The organism is Calditrichota bacterium, from assembly GCA_020637445.1.
Classification (GTDB): domain Bacteria; phylum Electryoneota; class RPQS01; order RPQS01; family RPQS01; genus JABWCQ01.
This window is the reverse complement of record JACJVZ010000003.1, coordinates 137,146-162,129: the sequence shown is the minus strand read 5'-3', so window position 1 is coordinate 162,129 and position 24,984 is coordinate 137,146. Positions and strand designations below refer to the sequence as shown.

The following is a 24,984-nucleotide window of genomic DNA, read 5'->3' as shown; positions in this document are numbered from 1 at the left end:
ATCAACCAGCGCAACAGTGTGTCCGTAGCGTAAACTGAAAAAATACAACCCAAAATCACACTTAGTATACTTGGCATATGGGTTGCGATAGAACAACACGAACATGATGACAAGAACCAACGATAGAAACGAGAGAGTAACTATGAAAGCAAACACCCCTATCCTTAAGATCGTCGCAATGTCGGCGTTGATCGTGTTCGCGATCGGGTGTTCTGAGTTCAATGCACCGACCGCTTCCCAATCGACCGAGTCGGAGATCAGCAATTCTCAGTACATGCCGATTGAACAAGCAATCGCCAACGTTGAGGCCATGGGCTACCGCGTGATCACTCCGAAAGCTAACGCGCTTGATGATCAAGACTGCGATTCTATCATAACTACCCGTTCTGCGCGTGTTGGCAACGGACTGAATATCAATATCTCAGGCGTATGTAAGCTCACGATTCCCGGAAGCTCACTTCCCTACGATATGGATGTAACCGTCGTTGCACCTTCAAGCTGCATGGGTGTCGCGGACTTCTATCCCCATCCGACACAATTTGCTGGCAACATCACGATTCGCTGGGACGCACGTGACATGGTGCTTCCGGAAGGCGTTTCCTTTCAAGACATCACCCCATTGTATATTCATGATGACGGTACACCCGAAGAAGTGGTTTTCGAGCGATCTGACAACCGCTTCATCACGGTTACGACGAACCATTTCAGCCGCTACATCATCACGTCGCGACTGCTATTCTAATCAGACCCTCTTAAATCAACAAGACCCGGCCACAACTGGCCGGGTTTTTGTCTTTATGTCATACGGACAAAAGAAAGTGCGGCGATAAGTTGCACTCTCTCGACACGATGTCCATTTTGCTGAGTTTAAACTTCCAACGGTTGTAAATGCACGACTCTTCTTCAATAGACTCCCGCTATCAAATTCTGCGCACCATCGGCGTGGGCGGAATGGGTGTCGTGTATTTGGTCGTGGACAACGTGCGCGGCAACCAAATCATGGCTCTCAAAACCTTGAAAGCCGTGCAGGATGAAGCCGCCATCGAGAGTTTCCGCTCAGAATTTCGCAATATCCGCGGCGTCGTGCATCCGCATATCCCCGAAATGTTCGATTTCGGCGCATTGCCCAGAGAACAAGGCGGATATTACTTCACAAGCGAGTTCGTCGACGGAAAACCTCTCGACAAGCTCATTAAAGAGTGGCATCCCGACCAGCTCCGAACCGTGCTCGTCAGTCTTTGCCGCGCACTCGCCTTCTTGCATAGCCGGGGTCTGTTGCATCGTGATCTGAAACCCGACAATGTCTTGGGTCGGATAAATGCCGACGGCGAGTTTACGACTCTCAAACTTGTCGACTTCGGATTGGCTGGTGAACATGCCAGCGTTTCCGAAGAAGCCGGCGGAACTCTCGATTACATGGCTCCGGAAATCATTCAATCCGGACGTACCAGCATCGCTTCCGATCTTTACGCACTGGGCATGTTGCTGTACAAAGAAGCCGTGGGTCGTTTGCCGTTTGAAGGCCAAGATTCCATCGCTACCGCGCAAATTCGCACCAAGCAAGAACCTCCGCACCCGCTGCGTTTCCGCCCCGATCTCCCCGTGGGATTGGCAGACGTCATCCACGCACTCATTCAAATTGACCCAGAAGACCGTCCGCAAAGTGCGCGGCACGTCATTGCCATGCTCAATGAACGCGACGGTTTTACGTTTGACTACGAAACGGCCGAGACACGCAAAGCCTATATCTCGTCCTCTGGCTTGGTCACCAACGTCGATGCCCGCAATCTGCTGGCCGCGCAAAAACGGATTCTGGCAGAAGGCGAACAGCCTGAAAACATCGTCATTGTTGCGCAGCCCGGACTCGGACGTACGCGCATGCTCAAGGAATTCTCGGTCGAGTTGACGCTCGCCGGATTCACGACCCGCGTCGTCACAAACGCGCGTGAACTTCCCGCGCCGCCGCATTGCCCCAAAGTCCTTATGATTCCCGATGCGAGCGTCGTGCCCGCCGAAAAACTCACTGAGTTGCTTACGGCTATGGAATGCCGAGCCACTTGGAAAATTGTGGCGGGTTCGTTTGACAACGGACTTCCCGAGATGTTCAGAGAATGGAAGACCGTAGAATTGCACGCGTTGAATGACAACGGTATCGAAGATTTCGTCTCTTCCACCTTCCCTGAAAATAGTTTCCCCCCAGAGTTTAGAAAGAACTTGCTCGGCGAAACTTTGGGAATTCCATCCGCACTGGAAGCAGCACTCGAAGAGTTGGTGGCGTCGGACTTCCTGCGCATCGGTTTAACCGGTTGGGAAATCATGCCCGGTCGTTGGAAGCTGCGTGTTCACCGACACGTCGAATTGGCGGTCAACAGAAAACTCGCGAATCTTTCCGACTGCGCGCGCGCCGTGCTGAAATGTCTCGCTTGCTCCTTGACGCCGCTCCCGTTCAGTGTCGCGAGAGGAGCCATCGGTGACAATGCCTGCTCGACCGTGCAGATGATCTTTAACGGCATAGCAGAGACCGGTTGGGCCGCCCTGCAGGATCAAACTCTCGAAATTACCCACAAAGCCGTCAATTCGCTGATCCTGTCCCGTATGGAAGAGTACGAGCGAAAAAGCGTGCACGCCTCACTCTTCAACTATTGGTCGGAAGCCGAAAACGTCGATCCGTTGGTCCGCGAAGAAGAGCTGGTCTTTCATGATTTTCTCTCCGGAGTGTTTTCAATTTCGACTGAAAGGGCAACGCCGGTTCTCGACGAAGCCATTCGCAAAGGCAAACTCCTTTGGGCGCGCAAACTCATCGAGCGAAGCCGCACGTCCGCGCCCGACACTCATCGAAAGATGCTGATCTCCGCGTTGTCGCGGATCGAGTACATCGAAGGTGACCTGTCAAAATCCGCGGATTTGCTCGGCGAAATCACAAACCGCGGCAAAGATGACGTAACGCCCGGCAATCTGTTAGATCTTTCCCGCTTTGCCAGCTTGCGGGAAAAACTTGGATACTCCGACGAAGCAGAAACCATTCTCAAACGCTGCTTGCCGCACTTCGACGAAAACTCGTCGCAGGCCGCGGGGTCCGTGTACGGAACGCTTGCGTGGATCGCTTTCAAGCGCGGCGAGGGTGAGCACGCGCGCGAATTAGCCGAAGAAGGTCTCGTGCACATGCCGCATGATACCACCGACTCGGGTTACGCGCTGCTTTTGAATACGGTCGCGACGCTTTCCTTTTATCGCGGCGACACCGACGTTGCCCGCGCCTATTGGCAGCGCTGCCTTGAGGTTTACGAAGCACTCGCCGACCGCAAAGGCATCGCCAACATGTACAACAATCTTGGTGTGCTGGCGGCTCAAGCCGGTGACCGTCTTCGTGCGCGTGATCTGTGGGGACGATGTGCAAAAATCTCGCGCGAGATCGACGACATCCAAAGACTTGCGGGAATCTACAACAATCTCGGAATCGATTCACTCGAAACGGGAAACTTGCGTGAAGCTGAAGAAAACTATTTACGCGCGCTCGCCCTGTTCCGCCGCATGGAAAGTCCCCGAGAACAAGCCGAAATTCTCAGCAACCTCGGCGAATTGGCGTTTCAACGCGCCGATTATACACGCGCGCTCGCCTATTTGAACGAAGCCGTCTCACGCGCCGCTGAAATCGGCGATCAAGAATCGAAACTCGAACCCATGGTCTACATGGGCAAGTTGCTGCTGACTCTCGAAGAGCTTGAAGAATCCGAAAAACTCTTGCATAGCGCTCAAGAAATTGCCTCGACCATCGGAACTCGCAAAGCTGAAGGGCAAGCATGGGAAGGACTCGCCGCGCTCTTCGCCAGACGAAATGAGTTTGACCGCGCAACCGCTGCTGCCGAGCGCGCCGGAAATCTGCTCGCCGATGAAGCCGATCCGCTCGCGTTGCTCCACCTTCATCTGACCCGTTGTCAGATCGCTGCCGACAGCGGCCAAGTCGAACAAGTGTTGGAAGAATTGGAACAAGCGAGAAAAGTCGCGGACACAAAATGGGATCCTTTTACCGCCGCGCGAACTCAATTGACAGAATCGCTGTACGTCGGCGTGCCGCTCGAACCCTCGAAGTGGCAAGTAGCGCTGCGAAAATTGTCTATCTATCCTGATCTGCTGTGGAAATTCCACTGGGCGACGGCACGGCAATTCACGCGCGCTGGACAACCCAAAAAGGCGCTGGACGAGTACGGCCGAGGAGTGGCCGTGCTGAAATCAATCGCGGCAAGATTGCCGGAAGAGAAACAAAGCACCTTCCTGCACGCGCCGCACATTCTGAAGTTCCGACAAGAAGCCGTCGAACTTCACAAATCGCTCCAAGCACAGAGGTAATCGTGGCACTTGATTTTTTTGACGACCTTTCGGATATCACTCCGAACAGCGCATCCGGATCTGAACTTGATCCGACCGGCGGAATCGCCTCAGGTCTGACCAAACTCGCAGCTTTGATGGAAGACATCAACCGCGAAATGAGCCCCGAAGCGATTTTGGATCGTGCCATGGGCGCCGCGATTGAGCTGACCGGAGCGGAACGGGGGTTCCTTGTGCTCGTTGAACCCAACGGAGAATGGAAATTTTCCGTGGCCCGCAATATGGACAGCGATATCGACGACGCCGAAGAAGCGGCTTCGCAAACGATTATCCGCAGAGTTATCGACGGCCGGCAACCAATTTTGATCAATGACGTCATCGGCGGATCGGACTTGTCGCAGCAGCACTCCATTGCAAAAATGCAGGTGCGCTCGATCATGGGCGCCCCGTTGATGGCGAAAAACAAACTCGTCGGTGTCGCGTACGTGGACACGACCAAACTCGCCGGCGTGTTCGATCAAACAAGCCTGATGCTCTTCGAAACCTTTGTGCACCTCGCCGCCGTTGCGCTCGAAAATGCCCGGCTTTACGAAGCCGAAAAGGAATCGAAAGACCGCTACAAAGACTTACAAGAGTATCTCTCAACGATTCTTCAAAGCCAGCCGCACGGTGTGATTATTTTGGACCGCGACGGAAATGTCGACTATGCCAATCCACAAGCCGTCACCATACTCGGCGGCGGTATTCGCATCGGTGCCGCGCTCCAAGCCTCTACGTGCTGCAGTTTGGCCACTGCGAACCTCACAGTGGCCCACAACGAATTCAAACAATCGGGCGATTTCGGCAGGCGAACGCTGGAAATTTCTGACCGTACCGTCGCCTACTCTTTCTTCCGCCTGACCCGCTCTTATGACGGCCGTGAACGTGCCGGTTTGATTCTCGAAGATGTAACGGTGCAAAAAAATCTGGAACACCAACTCATCGAATCCGAAAAACGTTCTACCGTCAATCAACTTGCCGGCGGTATCGCGCACGAAATTAACAACAGCCTGCAGCCGGTAAAAGGCCGCATGGAGCTGTTGGCCATGAAACTCGAACGCGAAGGCGTCCAGCTCAGCGAATCCGTGCAAAAAGATTTGAGCACGATTTCGTCCCTGACCGAAAGAATCGAAAAGATTGCCAGCAATCTGCGGCACCTCACCAAACCTTCCGATCCGTCCTTCACCGTTGTGGACATGACGCAACTGCTCAGTTCCGTCGTTGAATTGCTTGAAACCACGACCGGAAGTCTGCGCGGCTTCACGCACAGCACTGAAGCGCACGGACTCTCGCTCGAATTGGATCTCGAGGATGATCTGGAGATATTCGGAGATCCGCACGGACTCGAATCGGCGTTCATCAACATGATTATCAATTCCGTGCATGCCATGGAAAGTATGGACAGCGGAACTCTGAAACTCTCTGCGCATCGAGTCAACGACCGCATTGTCGTTTCCGTCGCCGACAGCGGCTGCGGTATTCCACCCGATCAAAAAGCGCGAATCTTTGAACCATACTTTTCCACCAAAGGCGAACATGGCACTGGTCTTGGGCTGCCGATCGTTCGCAACATCGCCGAAATTCACGGTGCCGAACTTTCCTTGAATTCCGAGGTTGGCGTAGGCACAACGATTACACTGTCGTTTCCCGCACACAACAGTGAATAGCTGAACGGTGTGCGTTTGTTCGTTCGTTCATGCCAAGCCTGCGGTTGCAAAGCGCCGCAGGTTTTTGTATATTCTATACCTGTCCGACAACATGTTGTTCGCTTTTATCTACTTCAATTATATGAGATTGCACAAAAATTTAACAGTCGCGATTCTGATCAATGTACTGGCTTTCGCGTCGTTCGCCGTAGGGGGAACGCTCACGCCCGGACTTGACCGAGCATTCCAGACTGTCGGCGAATCCGCGAAACTTCCGGTCCTGATTTCACTGTCCGAGCAAGCGGACCTTGCCAAAATCGCCGCGAAAATTCCCCGCCCTCTAAATTCTACAAGCGCTGACCGGCATGCGACTCTAATTGACTCACTTAAGAGCATTTCTGAACGCGAAAAAAACAATGCCGAAGCCTCGCTCGCAATTCTCGACCGCAACGGAATGGCAGAGAATATTCACTTTCTGTGGATTGCCAATCTTTTGCGAGCGGACGTGACCCGTGCAGGCGCGGAGTTAATCGCTAATTTTGAGTTTGTCGATGAGGTTGGATTGGACGAGACAATTGCGCTCATGAATCCCGTGCAATCGAGTCCTGCGGACAGCAAACTCCTAAATTCTGAACCGGCACTCTTGCAAATGGGCACGCGCGAAGCGTGGTCAGCCGGAATGACCGGCAAAGGTTCAGTCGTCGGCGTCGTCGGCGAACCGTTTTCGCCGCAGCATCCCGCATTCCGGGATCGCGTGCTCGGAGAAGCCATGCTCGCATCAACGTATTGCGGTGATGCAACGGCGTCGATGCTCGGATGCGCCGTCGGATGCAACACACAAAACGGTGACACGATTGGCGTTGCACCAGAGGCTTTGTGGCGCGTTCTTCCGCTCGTATGCGGAAGCACGCACAAAGTGTCAGACGTTTTGAACGCGCTGCAGGAATCGCAAACGGGAAACTTTGAAAATGTCCCGGACGTCATTCTGCAAGCATGGACCGTCGGTGATTCATGTGCGTTCGCCGGTCCCAAATCCGTTTGGACGGCATTCTCCAATATTGAACAGCTTGGTTCAATTTTGATTTGGGCCGCCGGTGACAACGGCAAGGCCGGCCGCGGCTCGATTGCTTTGCCCGCCGCCATGTTTGACAAAGATCAAACTTTCTTTTCGGTCGGTGCAACACAATCAAACGGAACGGCACTGCTTGAAGAAAGCAGCCGTGGTCCGTCACCCTGTGATCGGAAATTCATCAAGCCGGAACTGTGTGCTATCGGCGTCTCGCGCGGAGCGTCGGAGAGTGGATTCGCAAATCTCCGAGGTTCGCAGTGTGCCGCCGGATTTGTGGCAGGCACCGTCGCGCTAATGCGGCAAGCCAATCCGGAAATTTCGGCAAGTGCCGCAAAGATCGCCTTGCAGCTTTCGGCCAAAGATCTCGGCGCCGCGGGTGAAGACAATGATTTCGGATACGGATTGCTCGATGTCAACGGCGCTGTTGAAATGGCGTCGTCGTCCAGCGAAACCGGCTCGATCAGCGGCGTGATTCGTTACGGCGGAAGTCATATTGCGGGTGCGCGAATCTTCCTCGTTTCATCCGGCGGAAGTTACACCGCTACCTCGGGCGTCGACGGCGTTTTTCACATCCCGCAAGTTCCTGCCGACCGAAAATTCGCGCTCTACGTCGCGAGATTCGGCTTTCAAGATTTCGTCGCGCCGGATTCCGTGTCCACCTCAAAACATAGAGACTACTCCGTCGGCGTCGATCTTGTGCGCGGCATTGCTGACGATGCTGAAGTGGACAGAGGTTTTCTGTTCGGAGTCGATGGCGATGACGCGACGGCCGGAATCTGGACGCGCGCTATTCCCGTGGGTTCAAAACAAGACGGCAAACAGGTGCAAGTCGCCGAGGATGCGACCGCGTACGGCAGTTTCTGTTTCGTGACCGGCAACGAAAATTCCGAATCGGAACCCGCCGCCGCCAACGACGTAGACGGTGGAAAGACGACGCTTCGCTCGCCGATCTTCAACCTCCAAGGTTTCAATGACTCGAAACTAAGTTTCATGTATGCCTATTCGAATGATCGCGGCCCGCAAAAAGGCGGCGACTTCTTCCGCGCGCAAATTTCCAACGACGGTGGTGAAACGTGGACGAACCTGATTCAAACTTCGGTGAGCACCGACGGCTGGCGCGAAGCTGAGTTCAAGATCGAAGACTTCGTCCTGCCAACTGACCAGATGATGCTGCAGTTTGTCGCCGACGATCAGTCGCCACCTTCGCTCGTCGAAGCTGCCGTCGATGATATTCGCATTGAAGGCAAAGCCGATGCGCCGGAACCGCCCAAGAATCTTTCGCTGACTCCCGAAGAAGAAGGTGTGATGCTGAAATGGAACGCGTCGGAAGGAGCGTCGTCGTACAAACTATATCTGTCCGGTGAAGCTGGCCATGTCTTTGCCCCTGAGAATTTCTTCACTACGGTCGAGGATACGTTTAGGTTCGTACCGTATGATCAAATTCCCTATGAACGGTTCTACTTTCAAGTGACTGCTGTCAAATAGCATCGCAAAAGGTTCACAAAAAAGAAAGCCCGGCTCTGATGAGTCGGGCTTTTTGCAAACGTTATTTCGAACTATTGAGGACGCAAACGGAAGTTGAGTTCGTGTTGTTCTGTTGCGGCAAGCGAGATCATCGTGTCGGCGGTTTGATAGCCGTTCAATATCGCTACCACGCGCACACTGTCAAGCGGCGCGCTTTCGCCAAGTGGATTGCTCGAAGATTCCCGCAATGTAATCGTTTGACCGAAAGGCAGGTTCATCGCGTATGATCCGTCGCTGTCTGTCGTAACAAGTGCAGGTTCGCCGGGCAAATTTTCCACCGGCGCGTTCTTCAAGAGTGTGTCGTGCGCAGTGAAACTCCCCGCCGTCATGGCGTAAATGTAAAGACCGTTCGCAAGGTTCGATATGTCAATCGTCACGTCCTGATTTCCTGACGACAACCCGTCTTGAAACAAAGTTCGCGTGCCGCCCGTCGAAAGCGACGTTGAGACAATTGAAACATTCTCGCCCGCGCGCAGCGTGAACGGCAAATGAAACACATCAATCGCAGGATTAGGATAGGCAAACCCCATCGACGATTGTCCGATCGGAGTGCCCACGCACTCCGAAAACTCAAACTGCAAATCAAATTCCGAAAGTCCGTCCGGCACGTCCACCATTTCGCTCGTCCACAGTGGCTCTCCGTCCGCGCAGCGAATTACGAGATAGAACCTGCTCGGATCGAGATGTTCACCAAAGGACGTGAAGGTCGGATCCGTCCCGAATGTTCCCGGACCGATCCCAAGCTCGACACCGTTCATCGAAAACTGGTTGAAATTCACGGACTGAAACGGACAATTGTCCGGCGGAGTGGGGCAGAGCGGAGGCAGACGGTCGCCTTCCGAATACTCGTGATCGTCGTCCGCGTCCCACATGATTTCAATGTTCGTTCCTTCGGCGAGCGGAATATTTCCGTCGCGTTCGGTCGTCAGCATCTGAGTCGTGTAAAAAATCACGTTGAACGGAGCTTGAATGTCGTCGAGCGGTGAAACCGGAGCGCCGTTCACCTGATAAACGGCGTGCAGCTGCGCATTCGCAAGCGGATTGCCGTCTTGATCTGTGACCACTCCGAATACGTTTTCCTGCGGCGTTTCGGTCGGTCCCGTTGGGCCGTTGCTGTCCTTCTTTTTGCCGCAAGACGTCAACACCAATCCCGCGACCAAGAACACCATGATGTAACGCATAATTACTTCCATTCGCATACCGCGGGCTCCGTGTCCGGAACCAATTTGATTAACATTATTTCCGGCGGCTTGCCGACGCGCATCGGAGGACCCCAATAGCCGATTCCGCACGTCGTCAACTGATAGCCGTCGCCGACTTTATAGAGTCCGTGGTGATACGGAAAAGCCATCTTCGTGAATATCGTAAACGGAAACATCTGTCCGCCGTGCGTGTGTCCGCTCACAACCAAATTAAATCCGGAGGCGATTGCCTTCTGCACGTCTCCCGTGGCCGGTGTGTGCATCAAGAGTATGCGTACGTCCGAGGAGTCATTCTCGGGAATCAACTGCTCAAAAGCCGGCAGCTGTTTTCCCATCGAACGCGCCGTGCGGTCTTCGATTCCCGAAATTAGTATTCCATTCGGAAGAGATACGTTCTCATTCATCAAAACGTTCATACCACCGCGCCGCATCAACTCAACGGCGCTTGGCATACCGACGTAATACTCGTGATTGCCGGTCGTCGAGTATACACCATTGGGTGCGCTGAGCTTGCGAAACCCGTCGGCGACGTTTTGGATTTGTCTTGCAGGCGTGTCGATCACATCGCCCGGCACAAGCACGACGTCGGGTTTCAATCCCGTGATCTGCTCACACCACATCGCGATGCGCTGTTCGCCGTTCGTGTTGCTGGCGTGAAAATCCGCCATCATCGCAATCGAAAAGTCCTTGTATTCGGGCCGGTAGTTCTTAACGGGCACGTGAACTTCCACCAACCGCGCCGGACCTGTCGCCTTGTAAATTCCAAAGCCGCAAATCAGCACCACCAACGTCGTCACAAAGTAAAAATTGTAGCGGCCGATCAGTTGCTGCGTTTCAAGCGAGAAATTCCCCCATTGCCCGCCGATAACCAAAACAACCTTGACGACAAAAAATAAAAACGTGATCCACAGGAATTGCCACATCATGCCGACCCAAACCGAAGCGATCCAGTCGACAGCATGCGCGATGAATCCCGGGAATCTCTGTTCGAGGATTCTGCCTATTATATAGGAGACTGCAAGAAAGGCCCCTAAGATTCTTAGAGACCATAACACTGAGGGAGACGTTATTTCAAGCGCAGATACGAGCCGCGAATAGAGAAACCAATGCAGCAGCCCGAGAATCGAAACGACGATGGTGATGAATATCAGCAAATGCGGTGCGGGTTAGTTAATTTCCTTTGCCTTCCAGAACCGCGACAGGCAAAATCATTTCTTCGAGCGAAACGCCGCCGTGCTGGAAGCTGTCCTTGTAGAGCGAGAGGTACTTGTTGTAGTTGGTCGGATACACGAAGTAGTAGTTTTCCTTGGCCACGATGTAGCCCGTGTTCATGCCGCGTTTCGGCAGCTTGAAGTTCTCCGGCTGCGGCACGACAATCGCCTGACGTTTGTCCACGCGCAAATTGCGGCCGTACTTATACCTCAATGAGGTAGACGCTTCACGGTCGGAAATTACTTTAGCCCCCTTCTGTCCGCGAATCGAGCCGTGATCGCTCGTCACAATCACCGTCCAACCTTGCTTGGCGAACGATTGCAGAATTTGTCTGAGGCTCGAATGCTCGAACCACGCCTTGATCACCGATCTGTATCCCGCTTCGTGCGGCAGCATCTCGCGCAGAATGTCCGAGTGGCTTCTGCCGTGGCCCAACATGTCCACGAAGTTAAACACCATCGACACGAGCTTGCGGTCGAAGAATTGCGAGACTTTCTTGGCCGTATTCGCGGCTTCTTCCGGATCGAGCACTTTCACATAGCGCGGCTCGGGTTCAACAGTGATCTTCAATCGCTCAAGCTGCATGTCGAGCAGTTGCCGCTCGAATCTGTTGGAACTGCCTTCATCTTCATCCGCCGATTGCCACAGTCCCGGAATCTCTTTGTCGATCTCAGACGGAAACATTCCGGCGAACAGCGCGTTGCGGCTGTAGGGCGTCGCGGTCGGCAGAATCGAGTAGTGAAAATCGCGCGACACTCTGAAGTTGTCGTAGAGCAGCGGCTCAATCGCCATCCATTGGTCGTAGCGCATGCAGTCCATCACCAGATATAGCACCTTTTCGCCCGCGCGCAATCGCGGCGCGACGAATTTCTCCACCACGTCGACCGACAGCGGCGGACGCTCTTTCTGATTCCAGAGCCAATCTTCGTAGTTTTTTTCGATGAACTTGCCGAACTCGACATTGCATTCGCTGCGTTGACCTTCGAGCGACTGCTTGAGTCCTTCGTCGGGCAGGCGGTCCATTTCGATATCCCACCACGACAGCCGCGCGTGAATATCGGCCCACTCCTGCCAGCCCGGATTCTCCATCAGCTTCATCGTGATCTCGCGGAACTCCTGCAAGTAATCGCGCGTCGCGATGCGCTGCTCAATCGCAGATTTGTCGATGACTTTCTTCAGCGCAACGAGAATCTGCGTCGGATTGACGGGCTTCGTCAAATAGTCCGCGATCTTCGCGCCAAGCGCGTCGTCCATCAAGGTCTCTTCTTCCGATTTCGTGATCATGATCACCGGAAGATCGGGCCGTTTGTCTTTTATGCGCTCTGCCGTTTCCAGTCCGTCGAGACCGGGCATGTGTTCGTCGAGCAGCACGCAGTCAAACGTGTCGCTGTCGACTTTCGAGAGCGCGTCGTCGCCGTTCGTAACGGGCGTCACCTGGTAACCGTGCGATCCGAGAAACAAGACATGCGCTTCCAGCAAGTCAATCTCGTCGTCAGCCCAGAGAATTTTCTTTGTGATTTCGGCCATGAGAGCCTATCTAAAATTGAAAATAGAAAATCGAAAATTGAAAACGCAACCCGACGTAGCGCCCAGCTTGCTGGGCAAAATCCCCCGAGTTCAATCACGCATTTCAAGCGCGTCGTCATCCTGAACGTAGTGAAGGATCTCTCTGCTTACGCCGAGCAGGGATTTAGCATAGCGGTTCCCTGCCGGAATCTGATTGTGTTTAGCGCCCAGCTTGCTGGGCAAAATCCCCCGAGTTCAATCACGCATTTCAAGCGCGTCGTCATCCTGAACGTAGTGAAGGATCTCTCTGCTTACGCCGAGCAGGGAAGTATCTCTCTTCCTTCGCCGAGCAGGGATTTAGCGTAGCGGTTCCCTGCCGGAATCTGATTGTGTTTAGCGCCCAGCTTGCCGGGCAGAATCCTCCGAGTTCAATCACGCATTTCAAGCGCGTCGTCATCCTGAACGTAGTGAAGGATCTCTCCGCTTACGCCAAGCAGTGAAGTATCTCTCTTCCTTCGCCGAGCAGGGATTTAGCGTAGCGGTTCCCTGCCGGAATCTGATTATGTGTAGCGCCCAGCTTGCTGGGCAAAATTCCCTAAGCTGATTCACGCATTCCAAGCGCATTGTCATCCCGTAGGGATCTTGTGAAAGTGTCCCTCGATTTCCAGCGCGTCGTTATCCTGAACGTAGTGAAGGATCTCTCTGCTTACGCCGAGCAGTGAAGGATCTCTCTTCCTTCGCCGAGCAGGGATTTAGCGTAGCGGTTCCCTGCCGGAATCTGATTATGTCTAGTGCCTAGCAAGTTGGGCGCTACAATTGATCAACAAGCGCGGGTGGATTGCCATCCACCCCTACATTTAATTTCCAAAACGGCGCTTTCACCAACCCCCGCTGCACAACCAACCTCAAAATCACTGCTGTCGCAATCAAGCACACCGCCACCGCAATCCACGACGCTTCCACTCCAAACTCGCCGCCCGAAATCCAGTTGGGGCCGCTGACCGTGCCGCGCAGGACGCCGGTCATTTCGTTGCCCGAAATCGGCAGGCCGAAAATTCCACCCTGTGTGTAATTCCACGCGACGTGCAGACCCGTGGCGAACCACAATCTTCCGGTCAGCGAATAGGCCGCCGCGAGCAGCAGTCCCGCTTCGAGGGCCAGTGCGATGCCTGCGCCGAGCGTCGCGTTGGGGTTGGCCATGTGCACGAATCCGAAAAAGGCCGCCGACAAAACCAGCGCGATCCACGTCCCGAGCGACTCCTCCAATATCCGGTAGAGCACGCCGCGCACCAGAAGCTCTTCAAAGAACCCGGCCAGCGAAATTCCAAGCGCCGTGGCCGTCGCCCAAATCGAGTTCGTTCCCTCGAGCGTCCAAAAGCCGCCGACCCACAAAATCAGCATCGTCGTCGAAAACAAGAGCGCCCCGAACCCCAACCCTTTGCCGAACTCGGGGACGAACCCTTTGAGCGAGATTTCCGAGGGCCAACGCCGCTCGAACAGCCGCGCATATAAAATGTAGGAAAGAAATCCGCAGAAAATCGCCAGAATGTTGGTCGCGAGCTTCAGCCCTTCCGAGTCCGTCCATCCGTTGGACTCGCGCAAGACCCCACTCAGTTCCTGCACCCCCTGAATTGGCAGGGCCACGAACACCATCCCGAAGACAATCCGCGAGACAGGATTCGTAAAAATACGAAATACCCAATGAGCTTTTTTCATGTGCGCTTGGCTGCGTGGCGCATCACCCATTCAGACAGCGATTTGTAGACTTTGGCCGTCTCGGGGCTGACCTTGCGAATCGCTTTGGTATGCGCCGCAACCGTCTTGCGGTCGCCGCGAACGGGTGGGCCAGTCCACGACTTCTCGATGCCAAATTCTGAGAAATTAGCCAAAGTCTCCTGCGCGATCGACATGACCGCATCACGAGCCGACTTTTCGGAAATTCCTACTTTCCTAAGAATATCAACTGACATGGCGATGTTCGCACCCAACAAAGTACAGGCCATCACCGCCGCCGCATGATAGGCCACTCTATCCCCGCCTTTGACGACAAAACTATTGCTTTTACAGGCTTTGACAACCTTCTGACAGGCTGCCAATCCCCTTTCGTCCCCGTCAATTCCGAAGAACGGCGGATACTTGGGGTCGTTGCGATCTTCTTTCGAGCCTGCCTTGACCTTTCCGCCGAACCTCGGAAAGGTCATGAACGGATGGCACGCTCCCACTGTTGCGCCGACCTTTTGAAGCGGCGCGAGCGGCTTTGTGTCCAGTACCCCACTGTGATGCAGCACCGAAATCTTCGGCCAGTTGAGGGGGAGTTTCGAAAGCTCGTTGGCGATGGGCGCAATCATATGCGTGCCGACCGGAAGCAGAATGAAGCCGCTCTTTAGCTCGATTTTCTCTACCGAGTTCCAGTAGGGAGCTCCCAACTCCTTGGCCAACCGTCGTCCCGCCGCCGACCCGCGTCCGCACACTCCTGCGCATTGCCATCCCGAAGCTGCCAACCGACGAGCCAGCACTTTTCCGACTGCGCCCGGACCAATCAATACAAATCGTGTTTTTGCCATTCCGACAAGGTACCTTTCCCACTGTCGAAATGCAAGCGAAACAGACCTCAAGCTAAGAAAAGAGAGGAAGTTAGCTTGACTCTCCAGCGAGGAATCCGTAACTTTTTCACTTGCTTTGCTCCATCATCGGTGGAGTACGCCGATTGAATTGCTAACGTGTCTGGAGGCCCCGTGCTCGGCAAAATTTCCGAGAATACCTGCCGTTTGAATATCTATCTAACAAGACCCGAGGCGTCGATTCGCTCGTTCTCGGCGGACGGTTGGGGCTACGGTCAAGTGTCGGACCGGAAGTGTCTGATTATACAAGAGTCCGGAAGCAAAACCATGCACGTACTGGGAATCCTTTTGCCGCGGCACAAAGTTCCTAAGGAAGATTTGGACCTCGTCAAGCGGGTCCGTATTGTCGAGCAAGGCCTAAAACCGGAAGACCACCGCGAGTGGAATTTCTATCTGGATGACATTGAGGATTCGATGCGCCGCCAAATTTTGAATGGCCCGCATGTCGAACCCGGCGCGCTGGTCGGCGGCGACCTACACTTTTAACCACGAGCGTGCCGCTGGACCCAATGTGCTGACGCGATAGCTTGGAGTTTTGGAAGCAGTTTTCGGCTTTCATATTTCATACTTCATATTTCATATTTTCTCGCCGCCATGTTTTTCTCCCTTCTCTTCGCCACACTTCTAACGTCCCTCGTGACCAGCACAATCGTGGCGCTCATCTTTCGCAAATCTATCGGCGGTATCCTCACCCGCGTTCTGCGTGACGAAATTTCGTCCGCGTGGCAGCGCTACATTATGTTCGCAGTGATCGTCGTCGGTGTCAGCTCGGGAGTAAACCTTTATAAACTCGAGCAGTACACGGATGGCTCGCAAGGCCGCTGGGTCGACAAACCCGGAGTCGAGAAGACCCACGAAGACCAAACATGGCAGCCTCCGATCCTAAACAACGAAACATGGACACTCGAGATTTACCGTTCCATCGTCGGCACGATCCAAGGCATCGCGTGGGCGCTGCTGGTGTTCTTCTTGGTGTCGCTGATCGCTTTCGTGATTGTTCGTGGGCAAGAAATGAAGGCTAGAACTTGACGATTTCTGCCATTGCCGGTCTGGAGACCGACAACGGCGGAGCAATATGCCTTTGATCGCCGTTGTGGGTGTCCACACCCGCAATGGCGGTGAGAAGGTAAGAGGTAAGTGCCGGAGTGTAAGGTCCAGAGCGCTTGTCATCCTGAAGCCGCTGCGGCTGATGGATCACTCTGAACTCTCCAGAGAGGTCCTTCACTACGTTCAGGATGACGACATTTGATATTTCCCATTTTTCGATTTGTAATTTTTCTTCACATAACCCCCCTTTGATCCGCTTATGAAAGGCGTAATTCTCGCAGGTGGTCTCGGCACGCGCATGCTGCCCCTGACCAAGATCACAAACAAACATCTGCTGCCCGTCTACGACCGGCCGATGATCTACTTTCCGATTCAGACGCTCGTCGATGCAGGCATTGACGAAATCGTCGTCGTCACCGGCGGTCACTATGCCGGCGACTTTTTGAATCTACTCGGCAACGGCAAGGCGTTCGGCCTGAATTTCATCAACTATGCCTATCAAGAGGGTGAAGGCGGCATCGCCGACGCGCTCCGTTTGGCCCGCGAATTCACCGGCGACGATTCGATCTGCGTGATTCTCGGTGACAACATTTTGGAAAACACCATCAAGCCGCACGTCGATGAGTTCAAAGCCCAGAAGAAGGGCGCGAAAATTTTGCTGAAAGAAGTCCACGACCCGCACAGATTCGGCGTCGCCGAAGTCGACGGAAGCGGCAAGGTCCTGTCCATCGAAGAAAAACCGCGCGCGCCCAAATCCAATCTCGCGGTCATCGGCGTCTACATGTACGACGCGCACGTCTACGAAATCATCCGCACCCTGAAACCCTCCGCCCGCGGCGAACTGGAAATCACCGACGTCAACAACGCCTACCTCCGCGAAGGCTCGCTGACGTCTTCCACGATTGAAGGCTGGTGGACGGATGCCGGGACGTTTCCGTCGCTGTATCGCGCTTCGCGGTTGGTGGCGGAACAGGTTAAGCCTGAGTTGAAGGAGAATTGGTTTTAGGGGGGAATGTTTCCGCATCTGTCATCCTGAACGTAGTGAAGGATCTCTCCGCAAAACTGTGGCAACACGAGCTTGAAGGAGCATCATTACTACGTTTACATCATGTCAGGGCCTTCCTGCGTTCTGTATATAGGCATGACAAGCAAACTCGAGAAACGAGTCTTCGAGCACAAGCAGAAACTCATCGAAGGTTTCACGAAACGCTACAATTTGACGAAACTTGTGTATTTTGAGTCGACAGACAGTGTGCATTGGGCTATTGGTCGCGAGAAACAACTCAAGGGCTGGCTTCGAAAGAGAAAAATAGAACTTATTGAATCTGTAAACCCGGAGTGGAAAGATCTCGCGGCGGACTGGTTCGCACCTGAAGATTTTCAGAGGGATCCTTCACTACGTTCAGGATGACAGATATAGAACTGAGAGATATTGGAATGTCCACTCCCACAAAAGATAACTCCGGCGGTCTGTTCTTCGTCGCTATCGCGATTGTTGCGGCGGCTTGGATTCTTGGGCATCAACTGATCGAGATGCGCAAGGTCGGCGACACGATTGCCGTCACCGGTTCGGCCAAGCGGCCCATCGTGTCGGACTTGATTATCTGGTCCGGCAATCTGAATGCGCAAGAGAGCACGCAGCAGGAAGCCTACCGCGCCGTGCAGAAACATACGGAGCGGCTCGCGCGTTTCTTCAAGGACAATGGTGTGCCCGACTCGGAAATCACTATGAAGCCTGTGTCGAGCGATCAGATCATCGAGTACAATCAAAACGGATATCAAACGGGCCGCGTGCTCGGCTATCGCGTCACGCAAAATTTCGAAATCCGTTCGCCGCGTGTCGATGCGATTGAAAATCTGATCAAGAAATCCGACGAACTCATCAGCGAAGGCGTGCCGTTCTCCGGTTGGGGCGCGCAATATCTTTACACCAAACTCGCAGACATGCGCATCGAAATGCTCGGCGAAGCGATGAAGGACGCGACCGAACGCGCCAAAGTCATGGCCGAATCCTCCGGCGCGAAGCTCGGCGAACTCCGCGACGCGCGCATGGGCGTCTTCCAAGTCACTCCGCGCAACTCGACCGATGTCTCCGACTACGGCTACTACGACACGTCGTCTAAAGAAAAAGACATCACTGCGGTAGTGAAGGCAAGTTATTCTCTCGAATAACTGTAGGGGCGGATGGCAATCCGCCCGCAGATTGCCGAACGAATGTGATTCGCCGAGCGGGAATTAAGCGCGTCAGCGCGGTTCCCCGCCGGAATCCGAAATGAAACGAGTACTTCTGAGTGTTTTCGCCGAGCTGGGTTAAGCGAAGCGCAACCCGGCCGGAACTTGAATGAGACAAGCACTTCTCGATTGGCGCCCTTGGTTATTATTGTACGCGCTGCAAATTCCTTCGCTGCGCGCGCTGGTCAAGTATCTGCCCGAGTCGCTGCACATTTTCATTCCGATCTATTTCATTGTCGCGTTTTTTGCCTACATTCAGATTCTGAATTCTGAAAAATACGCGCGCCTGTTTCGTTCACGCGCAGTGTTCATCGGGCTGATCGTGTTGCATATTGCGCTGAATGCGACCATCTATCCCCGCGCTGATGCTCTAAAATTAGAAGGGCGGGGGAGTCCGCAGGATGACGCGCTGATCGTCGGCGGCGAGCGATTGATCGCAGGAGTCAATCCCTACGAAGGCGAAACGTTTTTGAATGAATGGGTCAGCGCAGGCCCTGCGTGGGTCGCGATTGCGCTGCCGTTCACATTGACCAAATTCTTCGCGCTGTTCACTCCGTTCTGGGTTGCGCTGACGGCATTCGTTATCTCGCGTATTCGTTCGCTTGAACTCGCCACGCTCTTTTTGATTCTGTGTTTCAGTTCTCCGCTCGTCTGGGAACTCTCCGTCACAGGTTCGGACATGCTCGCAATGGGCTGCGCGTTTCTTCTGCTAATCTTGTGGAGCTATCGCGCGTGGACCGGCGGCGGCGCAATTGCAAAATTCTTTAGCGCACTCTTTTCAGCCAGCGTCACCACCTCGCGCATCGTCTTCGGCTATCTGCTCGCGCTCGTCGCGGGATTTCTGCTGCGTAAAAAGATTAAGACCGGATTTGCCTACGGCATCGCGGCCATCGGCCTGTTCATTTTGATTCAGTTGCCGTTCTATCTCTGGAATCCCGAGCGCTATTTTCCCTTGACGCGATTCTATTGGGCAAAGGGTCTGCTTGGCCCAACGCTTGAAATCACGGCAACCGTCAGCTCGGCGATAGTTTTGATCTATCTCGCGCTGAAAACAAAACTCGATGAGCATGCGTGGATCAAATGCGCGCTTTTGTCGCTGGTGGTCACGATGTTCTGGTCCGCGCTGGGAGATTTGAAGGCGCGCGACTATTCGCTTTCGGCGTGGGAGGGCGCAAACTATTTCGGTCCGCTGATTCCAACAGCGGTGTTGTTGGTGATTGATCGATTCACACCGCGTTTCGCGGAAGCAACGTAACTTAACTTCGCCGAGCGCGTGCGACTGGCAGAAGCAAAACAATTTAATCGCCGAACCGGGTTAAGCATAGCGCAACCCGGCCGGAACTAAAATGCGCAAAGTTCTCATCACAGGTTATCTCGGCATGTTGGGCAGCGAACTTTCGCTCGCCTGCGAAGACCAAGGCGACGAGGTCGTCGGTTTTGATTTGCCGGACATGGACATCACCAACCGCGAGCGCGTGCTGCACGCAATCGGCGAAGCGGATCCAGAGTTCATCTTCCACTGTGCGGCCTTCACCAAAGTCGACCAGTGCGAAACTGAAATTGACACCGCGATGCGCGTCAACGCCATCGGCACGCAAAATGTCGCGTTGGCTGCCGAATCGCTCGGCGTGCCGCTGCTCTATATTTCGACAGACTACATTTTTGACGGCACGAAAAACGGTCCCTATGACGAGTGGGATGCCGCCAACCCGCAGAGTATTTACGGCAAATCAAAATATGCGGGCGAGTGTTTCGTGCGCCAGCTTTGCCAGTGGCACTACATCGTGCGCGTATCGTGGCTGATCGGCAAGAACGGCCCGAATTTCATCGAAACGATTTTGAAACTCGCGCGTGAACGCGATGAACTGAAAATTGTCAGCGACCAGCACGGTTCGCCGACGTTCGTCTCCGATCTCGTGCCCGAGTTGATTCGCCTGTCCGAGAGCGGCGCGTTCGGCACCTATCACATCACCAATCAGGGTTACACGACGTGGTACGAATTCGCCAAGAAAGCCATTGAGCTTGCGGGTATCGTCACCAACGTGCTGCCGTGCTCGACCGAAGAATTTCCGCGCCCCGCTCCGCGTCCGCGCAACTCGCGCCTGTCGCCCATGCTCTACGCGCAAGCGATCGGCAATGACATGCCGACGTGGGAAAAGGGTTTGAAAGACTATTTGAAACGCTAAACCATAGAAAGATTCCGACTGAAATGATCAAGGACGTTATCACTAAGAAATTGCGGCTGATGCCCGATGAGCGGGGTCGGCTGATGGAAATTTTGCGCACGGATGATCCCGACTATTTGCCCGTCGCACAAATTTACATGACGACCAACTATCCCGGCGTCGTTAAGGCGTGGCACTTTCACAAACATCAGACTGACCAAATGACCTGCGTCAAGGGGATGGTCAAGGTCGCGCTCTACGACGCGCGCGCGGATTCGCCCACCAAGGGTGAAGTCAACGAATTTTTCGTCGGCGAATACAACCCGATGCTGATCGTGATTCCCGCAGGCGTTTACCACGGTTGGAAGTGCATCAGCGAGCACGAAAGCGTCGTCGTCAACTGCCCCACCAAACTCTACGACTACAAAAACCCCGACGAAGAACGCGCAGAATACGACGACCCGAATATCCCGTATAATTGGGATATTGTGTATAAGTAACCTACTTGGAAAGTAGGCAACGAGACGCTGCTGCGGCAGGTACATGATTGCAAGAAATACCATTCTCTCTCACCACGAAATGTGTGAGAACGAATATGGAAGGATGCTTCAGGCAGGTATGCACTTCCGACCGAATGGAAGTACAAGCATATTCTTGATGAGTGTTCGTAAGAACGCTCCGTACAGCGACCGTATAGAAGAAGGTGGGCGTGTCCTGATCTATGAAGGCCATGATGCTGCGAGAAATCGAGTAGAGGGTGACCCAAAGTCTGTTGATCAGCCCCTTGCCTTGCCAAGCGGTAAGCCAACTCAGAATGGTCTCTTCTATCGAGCGGCTCATGCATTCAAGTCGGGGGAAGAAAACGCTGAAGTTGTTCGCGTGTACCAAAAAGTCATGGATGGAGTTTGGGTCTTCAATGGGAGCTTCAAGTTAGTTGACTCCTGGCAAGAAAGCGATGGGACACGAAAAGTCTACAAGTTTAGATTAGAACTTGTAGACGAGGTTGACCAACATTCTCTTAGCGTTACTGAGTTGACACATTCGCGGGTTATCCCGTCTGCTGTAAAGCTTGAAGTCTACAAACGAGATAAAGGTAGATGCGTCATTTGCGAAAGCACTGAGAACTTACATTTTGACCATGACTTTCCATATTCCAAAGGCGGAACTTCTTTAATTGCCGAAAATGTTAGATTGTTGTGTGCTAAGCACAATCTTCAAAAGAGCGATAAGATAGAATAACATAGACATTTCATGAACCACCTCCTTGTAACCGGAGGGGCCGGGTTTATCGGCTCCAACTTCGTGCGGCATATGATGAAAAAATATCCGCACTTGAAAATCACAAACCTCGACGCGCTGACCTACGCGGGCAACCTGGACAACCTCAAGGATGTCGCAAGCGATCCGCGCTACCGTTTCGTGCAGGGCGATATCTGCGACGAGAAAAAAGTTGCCGAAGCGATGGACGGCTGCGACGCCGTCGTCAACTTCGCCGCCGAGACGCACGTCGACCGTTCGATTCACGCGGGCGATCTGTTCGTGATGACGAACGTCAAAGGCGTGTACGTGTTGTGCGAAGAAGCGCGCCGCCGCAAAGTCGAGCGCTTCCTCCACATCTCCACCGACGAAGTTTACGGCTCGCGTCTCGAAGGCTACTTCAAAGAAACCGACAATCTCTCTCCGTCATCGCCCTATTCATCGGCCAAAGCCGGCGGTGAATTGCTCGCGCGTTCGTATTTCGTCACCTACGGCCTGCCCGTGCTGATTACGCGCTCGTCGAATAACTTCGGCCCCTATCAATATCCCGAGAAACTCGTCCCGCTGTTCACGACGAACTTGATCGAGAACAAACCCGTTCCCGTTTACGGCGACGGCAAGCAGGTGCGCGATTGGCTGTTCGTCGAAGATCAGTGCGACGGACTCGATCTCGTTCTGCACAAAGGCGAAGTCGGCGAAATCTACAACTGCGGTTCGCACAACGAAGAGTACAACATCGACGTCACGCACGCAATTCTGAAACTTCTGGGCAAGGGCGACGACTTGATCACTTACGTGCAGGATCGTCCCGGCCACGACCGACGTTACGCCGTCGATACCGACAAAATCCAGAAGCTCGGTTGGAAGAAGAATCACAACTTCATGCAAGGTCTCGAAAAAACCGTCAAGTGGTACGTGGAGAACGAAGCGTGGTGGCGCGACATCAAACTCAAACAGGCCGACTACAAAGCCTGGATGGAAAAACACTATAAACCCTTAGAGAAGTCCTAAGACTCTCTGAAAATATCGTTCGAGCAAAGGCACGAACGCAGATTTCGAATGCCTTTCGCCAGATTGCCGATACGACAATCCCGACGAACCGCTGAAGAGTGCGTTTGTGCCGGTCACGGTGTCATTTAAATGTCATTTGTCCCGGAGGTCAAACTAATGCGCGCACTTTTCGCGGTTCTTCTGTCTATTCTGCTAACCGCTCCGGTTTTTGCCGAGCACCTGCGTCCCTTTGTCGGCGTTGGCGCGAATATCAACACGACAAACGATCACTTTACACGGTGCAAAGGTCCGCGTTTAGAGAGCGCTTGCCGCAATCTTCCTGATCATTCCGGTCTCGCGCTGCAAGTCGAAGGCGGCGTCACGAACAGCACGTACTCGGCATATGTCGGCTATCGCAGCGGAAGTTCGAGTTTGACCGGCGACGATACCTTCAATGTTTTTAAAGGTTTTTCGTCCATGAAATATAATTCGAGTGAAATCACCAGTCAGCATTTTGCGCTGGGCGGACGTGTGCAGCCGACGATTTCCGCGCTTCCCGTTTGGCTGCGGCCGATGGTTGGCGTCGGACTGACGTGGGGACATGCCACAATAAAATCGGATTGGACGCTCTCTTCCAATTTCACAAACGCGAGTTTTTCACATGAAGAAGAACTTGAGTCGGAAGATGCGTACGGCGGTATTCTCGAATTCGGGTTTGCCTTCCGCCCGTCCAATCTTCCTCTGCAAGCATTCCTTGCGTATGAAATCCACGCGTACGAAGCCCGCTTTTCGGGCCAATATGAAGTAGAAAATTTCACTTATTCGCCGACCGCGGATCAATACGAAATCCGGGAGAACGGTTTCAAACTCGGATTGGTTTACCATTTCAAGACGTTTGACACTGAGGAATAGTCGTGCGTAAATTCAAAACATCAATTCTGATGATGTTTCTTCTCGGCACAGTCTCCGCGCAGGCTGTGCCGCGTTTTTTTGTGGAAGCAAATGCTTTTCCGTTCGATCCTGCCAACGCGTTTGTGCTTCGCGCCGGTGCCATGACGGCGAAACGTCAGTTGTTCGCGGGCTATCTTCATGTCTCGGCCGATCCCGACGTGAATCACTCCGCTGTGTATTGGGAGGGAACCGAACAATTTCTGATCGGCGGGCACTGGTTCACGACGGGAAATCCGTTGGTTGTCGTCGTGCCGTCGTTCGGCGGCGGCTTGAGCTTGGGAAACGTCAAGAACACGTTTTGGATTCGAAATCAGGATGGATATCATCGCGGAGAAATTGATCGCTCCATTGCCTACGGTTTCTTTCTCGATGCCGAACTGAAGTTCCGTATCAAACCGACGAAAGTCACTCTGTCGACGGGATTTCATATCAACGCGACGAACACGCACTACGAAACTCGGGACGGCGATTTCAGCACGAGCGAGTTCTCAAGTTCGCTGGCCCATCTTCTCTTAGTCGGCGCAAGCTACACATTCTAAGCCCCCGCTATTCGCAAGGCCCCGCGCCAGCACAACGTTCCGCCCTTATCAAGGGCGCAAAAAACCGCAAACACATCCCCGTGTTTGCGGTCTCTTTTTAGTCGCGGTACTTCATTACCGCGAGGACGCCCTGATTCCGGCAGGGAACCGCGCTGACTCGCTTAATCCCTGCTCGGCGAATGCGGGTCACCCGCAGCGGGTGCCGCCGCGGATATCTTACAATTGATGCGCCGTCACGTCGCGAGGATTGCGCAGGCTTTCCTTGGCAATCACTTCCCAGCGTGCCACGCGGCGGCAGGTTTCATCGATAAGGTCCGCAAGCTGCTCCATGTCTTCAAACGGTTTGAGCAAATAGTCGCTGGCGCCGCGCTCGACACACTCGATACACTTCTGGATCGTGGTATAGGCCGTCATCATGATCACTTGCACCGTCGGACGCGCCGCTTTCACGCGCTTCAAGAGTTCGAGCCCCGTCATCTGCGGCATGTTGATGTCCATGAGCACGACGTGAAACTTGTCGAACTCGATACGCTCCAGTGCTTCCACCGGATTGTTGGACGTTTGTACTTCGTAACCGCGCAGCGTCAAAAATGTCTCGAGCGATGAAAGAATCAAATCTTCATCGTCAACGATCATCACCTTGTATGCCATACCTGCT

Annotated in this window: 23 protein-coding genes; 16 read left to right on the top strand and 7 right to left on the bottom strand. The window is 53.8% G+C overall.

The window, feature by feature from the left end:
• Window positions 1-142 precede the first annotated feature (142 nt).
• From H6507_11575 to H6507_11560, 4 genes are all read left to right on the top strand, one after another.
• Entirely contained in the window at window positions 143-742 is a 600-nt protein-coding gene (locus H6507_11575; protein MCB9369739.1) for a hypothetical protein, read from the top strand.
• A 146-nt stretch (window positions 743-888) separates the two neighbouring features.
• A complete protein-coding gene (locus tag H6507_11570; GenBank protein ID MCB9369738.1) occupies window positions 889-4,347 on the top strand; it encodes a serine/threonine protein kinase in 3,459 nt (1,152 codons plus the stop codon).
• A 2-nt stretch (window positions 4,348-4,349) separates the two neighbouring features.
• Complete coding sequence (locus H6507_11565; GenBank protein MCB9369737.1) at window positions 4,350-6,032, top strand: GAF domain-containing protein; 1,683 nt, start codon at window positions 4,350-4,352, stop codon at window positions 6,030-6,032.
• A gap of 121 nt (window positions 6,033-6,153) precedes the next feature.
• Window positions 6,154-8,565 (top strand): S8 family serine peptidase, encoded by a 2,412-nt coding sequence (locus H6507_11560; protein ID MCB9369736.1) that lies wholly within the window; start codon window positions 6,154-6,156, stop codon window positions 8,563-8,565.
• 71 nt (window positions 8,566-8,636) lie between these two features.
• Here H6507_11560 and H6507_11555 read toward each other — a convergent pair whose 3' ends face one another.
• The 5 genes from H6507_11555 to H6507_11535 all read right to left on the bottom strand — a co-directional run bounded on the left by H6507_11555 (window position 8,637) and on the right by H6507_11535 (window position 15,088).
• A complete protein-coding gene (locus H6507_11555; GenBank protein MCB9369735.1) occupies window positions 8,637-9,803 on the bottom strand; it encodes a T9SS type A sorting domain-containing protein in 1,167 nt (388 codons plus the stop codon).
• Window positions 9,788-10,960 carry a metallophosphoesterase gene (locus H6507_11550; protein ID MCB9369734.1) on the bottom strand — a complete coding sequence of 391 codons (1,173 nt, stop codon included), beginning with the start codon at window positions 10,958-10,960 and terminating at the stop codon, window positions 9,788-9,790. The genes H6507_11555 and H6507_11550 overlap by 16 nt, the downstream gene beginning before the upstream one ends.
• Before the next feature lie 16 nt (window positions 10,961-10,976).
• A complete protein-coding gene (locus H6507_11545; protein MCB9369733.1) occupies window positions 10,977-12,545 on the bottom strand; it encodes a response regulator in 1,569 nt (522 codons plus the stop codon).
• Between the two features lie 789 nt (window positions 12,546-13,334).
• Window positions 13,335-14,240, bottom strand: coding sequence for a CPBP family intramembrane metalloprotease (locus H6507_11540; GenBank protein ID MCB9369732.1), 906 nt, complete (start codon window positions 14,238-14,240; stop codon window positions 13,335-13,337).
• Window positions 14,237-15,088, bottom strand: coding sequence for a DUF2520 domain-containing protein (locus H6507_11535; protein MCB9369731.1), 852 nt, complete (start codon window positions 15,086-15,088; stop codon window positions 14,237-14,239). The genes H6507_11540 and H6507_11535 overlap by 4 nt, the downstream gene beginning before the upstream one ends.
• Before the next feature lie 171 nt (window positions 15,089-15,259).
• Here H6507_11535 and H6507_11530 point away from each other — a divergent pair, with 171 nt between their 5' ends.
• Together H6507_11530 and H6507_11525 are read left to right on the top strand one after the other, a co-directional pair.
• Entirely contained in the window at window positions 15,260-15,631 is a 372-nt protein-coding gene (locus H6507_11530) for a hypothetical protein (protein MCB9369730.1), read from the top strand.
• A 108-nt stretch (window positions 15,632-15,739) separates the two neighbouring features.
• Complete coding sequence (locus tag H6507_11525; GenBank protein MCB9369729.1) at window positions 15,740-16,174, top strand: hypothetical protein; 435 nt, start codon at window positions 15,740-15,742, stop codon at window positions 16,172-16,174.
• Here H6507_11525 and H6507_11520 read toward each other — a convergent pair.
• Complete coding sequence (locus H6507_11520; GenBank protein MCB9369728.1) at window positions 16,164-16,343, bottom strand: hypothetical protein; 180 nt, start codon at window positions 16,341-16,343, stop codon at window positions 16,164-16,166. The two genes, H6507_11525 and H6507_11520, sit on opposite strands and share 11 nt — an antisense overlap.
• 108 nt (window positions 16,344-16,451) lie before the next feature.
• Between H6507_11520 and H6507_11515 the strand changes: the two genes are divergently transcribed.
• The 10 genes from H6507_11515 (at window position 16,452) to H6507_11470 (ending at window position 24,326) form a co-directional block, all read left to right on the top strand.
• Window positions 16,452-17,198: an NTP transferase domain-containing protein gene (locus H6507_11515; GenBank protein ID MCB9369727.1), complete on the top strand. Its 747-nt coding sequence runs from the start codon at window positions 16,452-16,454 to the stop codon at window positions 17,196-17,198.
• Window positions 17,199-17,300: 102 nt separating this feature from the next.
• A complete protein-coding gene (locus tag H6507_11510) occupies window positions 17,301-17,603 on the top strand; it encodes a GIY-YIG nuclease family protein (GenBank protein MCB9369726.1) in 303 nt (100 codons plus the stop codon).
• Between the two features lie 26 nt (window positions 17,604-17,629).
• Entirely contained in the window at window positions 17,630-18,364 is a 735-nt protein-coding gene (locus H6507_11505; protein MCB9369725.1) for an SIMPL domain-containing protein, read from the top strand.
• Between the two features lie 169 nt (window positions 18,365-18,533).
• Window positions 18,534-19,679: a hypothetical protein gene (locus H6507_11500; GenBank protein MCB9369724.1), complete on the top strand. Its 1,146-nt coding sequence runs from the start codon at window positions 18,534-18,536 to the stop codon at window positions 19,677-19,679.
• 91 nt (window positions 19,680-19,770) lie between these two features.
• A complete protein-coding gene (gene rfbD, locus H6507_11495; GenBank protein ID MCB9369723.1) occupies window positions 19,771-20,610 on the top strand; it encodes a dTDP-4-dehydrorhamnose reductase in 840 nt (279 codons plus the stop codon).
• 23 nt (window positions 20,611-20,633) lie between these two features.
• On the top strand, window positions 20,634-21,089 hold the full coding sequence (locus H6507_11490) for a dTDP-4-dehydrorhamnose 3,5-epimerase family protein (GenBank protein ID MCB9369722.1): 456 nt from the start codon (window positions 20,634-20,636) through the stop codon (window positions 21,087-21,089).
• A gap of 79 nt (window positions 21,090-21,168) precedes the next feature.
• Window positions 21,169-21,828, top strand: coding sequence for an HNH endonuclease (locus H6507_11485; protein MCB9369721.1), 660 nt, complete (start codon window positions 21,169-21,171; stop codon window positions 21,826-21,828).
• A 12-nt stretch (window positions 21,829-21,840) separates the two neighbouring features.
• Window positions 21,841-22,857, top strand: a complete 1,017-nt coding sequence (gene rfbB / locus H6507_11480) for a dTDP-glucose 4,6-dehydratase (protein ID MCB9369720.1) — start codon at window positions 21,841-21,843, stop codon at window positions 22,855-22,857.
• 156 nt (window positions 22,858-23,013) lie between these two features.
• Window positions 23,014-23,748, top strand: coding sequence for an outer membrane beta-barrel protein (locus H6507_11475; protein ID MCB9369719.1), 735 nt, complete (start codon window positions 23,014-23,016; stop codon window positions 23,746-23,748).
• A 2-nt stretch (window positions 23,749-23,750) separates the two neighbouring features.
• Window positions 23,751-24,326 carry a hypothetical protein gene (locus tag H6507_11470; GenBank protein ID MCB9369718.1) on the top strand — a complete coding sequence of 192 codons (576 nt, stop codon included), beginning with the start codon at window positions 23,751-23,753 and terminating at the stop codon, window positions 24,324-24,326.
• Window positions 24,327-24,542: 216 nt separating this feature from the next.
• Here H6507_11470 and H6507_11465 read toward each other — a convergent pair whose 3' ends face one another.
• Window positions 24,543-24,977, bottom strand: a complete 435-nt coding sequence (locus H6507_11465; protein ID MCB9369717.1) for a response regulator — start codon at window positions 24,975-24,977, stop codon at window positions 24,543-24,545.
• Window positions 24,978-24,984 lie beyond the last annotated feature (7 nt).